Genomic DNA, 2,828 nt, shown 5'->3' on the forward strand with positions numbered 1-2,828 from the left:
GCGGTGACGGTGACCGGGGTGGTCTGGCCGTTGACCTGCTCGGCGAGCGAGGCGCGGTAGACCGGGCCGAGGGTGTCCAGCACGTCCACGCCGTCCGGCGAGTAGACGGTGCGGGAGTCCAGCAGCCGGGCGCGCGAGGCGGAGTCGGCCGGCAGGTTCAGTTCGGCCGCGTACTTGTCGGCGTCCGGGTGGGTGCCGAGCGCGATGGAGCGGTTGGTCGCGTCCAGGGTGCGTACGGCATGGCCGTAGCGGTCGTACTCCCTGGTGCTGATGTCACCGCCGGGGGTGACGGACGGGGTTGCGGTGTTGACCTCGTTGCCGGAGGCGTTGAGGTAGTGGACGGAGGCCGGCTTGTAGCCGTCCGGGCCCGGCTTGGCGGCCGAGGCGGTGTTGGTCGCCGGGTCGTCCTCGGGGCCGAAGACGGCGGTGGCGTCGGTCGGCGCGTCGGTCTGCGCCCACTTGGCCACGTCCGCACCGGCCAGGTCGTACGGACCGCCGGCGCCGCGGGTCAGCGGCACCTCATAGACCACGTTGGTCGCGTTCTCGCCGCTGACCTGGTCCTTCGAACCCTGGGCCAGTGCGGCACGGCGGACCTTGAGCAGTCGGCCCGGGTCCTGGTCGGTCGCGGCCTTGCCGTAGTCGAAGTTCCACGGAAGCTGACCGGCGGCGTCGAGCCGGGTGACCCGGCCGGCGTCGTCGTAGCTGTAGGTGGTCTTCAGTGGGGTGGCCAGACGCGGGTCCCAGACCTGCGTCAGACGGCCCTTGTCGTCGTACGCGTAGTGCGCGACCTCGACGGCCTCCTGCTTGGAGGTCGCCGGGTTCCACGTCCAGACCTTCACACCCCGGACGCGGTCCAGGTAGTCACCCGGGGTCGCGGCCGTGGCGGTGGTGGCCTTGGCGTAGTCGTACTCCATCACCTCGCAGCCGCGCGGCAGCGGGTCGACGGTGCAGCCGTTGGCGTCGTCGATGCCCGGCTCGACGGCCGGGATGACGCGCTTGACGAGGGAACGGCCGTTGGTGGTGTCGTACTGGTAGCGGGTGGTCGACGCGGCCTGCGGCCCCGTCTCGCTGACCACCTGGTAGATGTCCGAGCCGGCCTGGCGGGCGAAGACGGTCTTGGAGCCGTCCAGCTCGCTCAGCTCGTAGGTGGTGCCGGCGGTCTGGACGTCCCAGATCTGGTTCGGCCCGGCCCAGCAGACCCAGATCGTGCCGCCGTTGTAGGCGTCGAGGCACTTGCCCGACTGGCGGTTCATCACCGTGCCGTCGGTGCGCACCTCCCACTGCTGGTTGGTGCCGCCGTTGCAGCCCCACAGAGTGAGGCGGGTGCTGTCGCCGGCCTGGCCCCAGGGGTTGTCCAGGCAGTAGCCCAGCACCCGCAGGGTCAGGTCGTCACCGCGGGTCCACTGCTGGTTCGTCGCGCCCGTGCAGGCGGCCGACTGCAGGGTCACGCCGTTGCCGGCCGCGCCGTTCGGCACCTCCAGGCACTGGCCCGAGGTCGACAGGACGATCGCACCGGACTTGGCCGGGACGGCCTTCAGCGTCATCGACTCGGCGCCCGGCTCGGGGAAGAACGTCCCGTCGTTGCCCTTGGCGAAGGTCAGCGCGATGTCCTCGTTGCCCTTGATCTCCACCAGGTCCGACTGCGGGAAGGACAGCGACCGGTAGTCGTCGCCGGTCCCGGCGTCGGGTCCGCCGGCCCACTGCGGGCCGAAGGGGGCGACGATCTCCTTCATCGAGAGGTCGTCGAAGTAGACCTCCTTGCCGGAGCCGCCGGCGTTGCCGTTGTAGAGGCGGAACCAGGCCTCGGTGGCGTCGGCGGGCACCGTCATGTCCAGCGTCAGCTGTTGCCAGCCGTCGGTGAACGAGGCCTTCGGCGAGGCGGTCTCGCTGTAGCCGGCCGGGGTGCGGTAGACGCCGACCATGCGCAGGCCGCGGTTGGGCAGCGGGTTGTCCAGGCCGGTGGCGCCGGGGACGTAGATCCAGCCGGTCAGCCGGTAGGTCTTGCCGGGCTGCATGCCCTGGCCGAGCGTGTACTCCGGGCCGAGCGCGGCGAAGGAGTCCCAGGTGCCGGAGCCGCCCGGGACGACCAGGAGCGAGTCGGTCGAGCTGTCGTGGCCACGGGCCGTGGAGCGGGACAGGGTCGCCTGGCCGGCGGTGAAGCCGGTCAGGTCGGTGCCGACCTGGCGCTGGTTGAGCGTCAGACGCTCGCCCTGCGGCTGCCAGCCACGCCCGAGGTCGCGGGAGGAGGTGGTGCGCTTGACCGAAAGGCCGCGCTCATCGGCGTCGGTGGCCTCGGTCGAGTAGTTGCCGGTGAGCAGGTTGACCCCGCCGGGGCCGATCTTCTCGGTGGCCGCGCCGTCGGCGTTGCGGTCGACCGTCATGGTGTTCCAGACGGTGGCGTAGCCGCTGCCGGAGCCGTCCTCGGGGAAGAGGAGGGCGCGGACCTGGACGACACCGCCGACCTGGCCGAGCGTGTCGAGGACGTTCCAGTTGGCGTTCGGGCCGAGGTCCGCGAGCCGCGGCTTGTCCTCGGTGACCGGGGTGTTGTCCGCCTTGGTGAGGTTGGCGGTCGGGACGTTGTACTCGGTGGCGCCCGGGCCGCGGCGGTACTGGTAGACGACGCGCTTGAACTGCGTCTGCGCGTCCACGGACAGCTTGACGCGCTTGGCTGCCTGGGTGCCGTTGACCGGCGAGCTGATGCCGGCCTGGCCGACCTGGAAGGTGTACGTCACCGGCGGGGACAGGTTGCCCGCGCGGTCCTTGGACTGCACGCTGAGTACGCGCCGGCCCTCGGTGGTCGGGGTGATCGACGTGGTCAGGGCGCCGGT

1 protein-coding gene is annotated in these 2,828 nt (G+C 71.4%); it reads right to left on the reverse strand.

Going from position 1 to position 2,828, the window contains the following annotated elements:
* On the reverse strand, positions 1–2,828 hold a 2,828-nt coding region (locus ABTY15_RS39520; RefSeq protein WP_350607580.1), incomplete at both ends, for a ricin-type beta-trefoil lectin domain protein.

The organism is Kitasatospora sp. NPDC097643 (assembly GCF_040302625.1).
Classification (GTDB): domain Bacteria; phylum Actinomycetota; class Actinomycetes; order Streptomycetales; family Streptomycetaceae; genus Kitasatospora.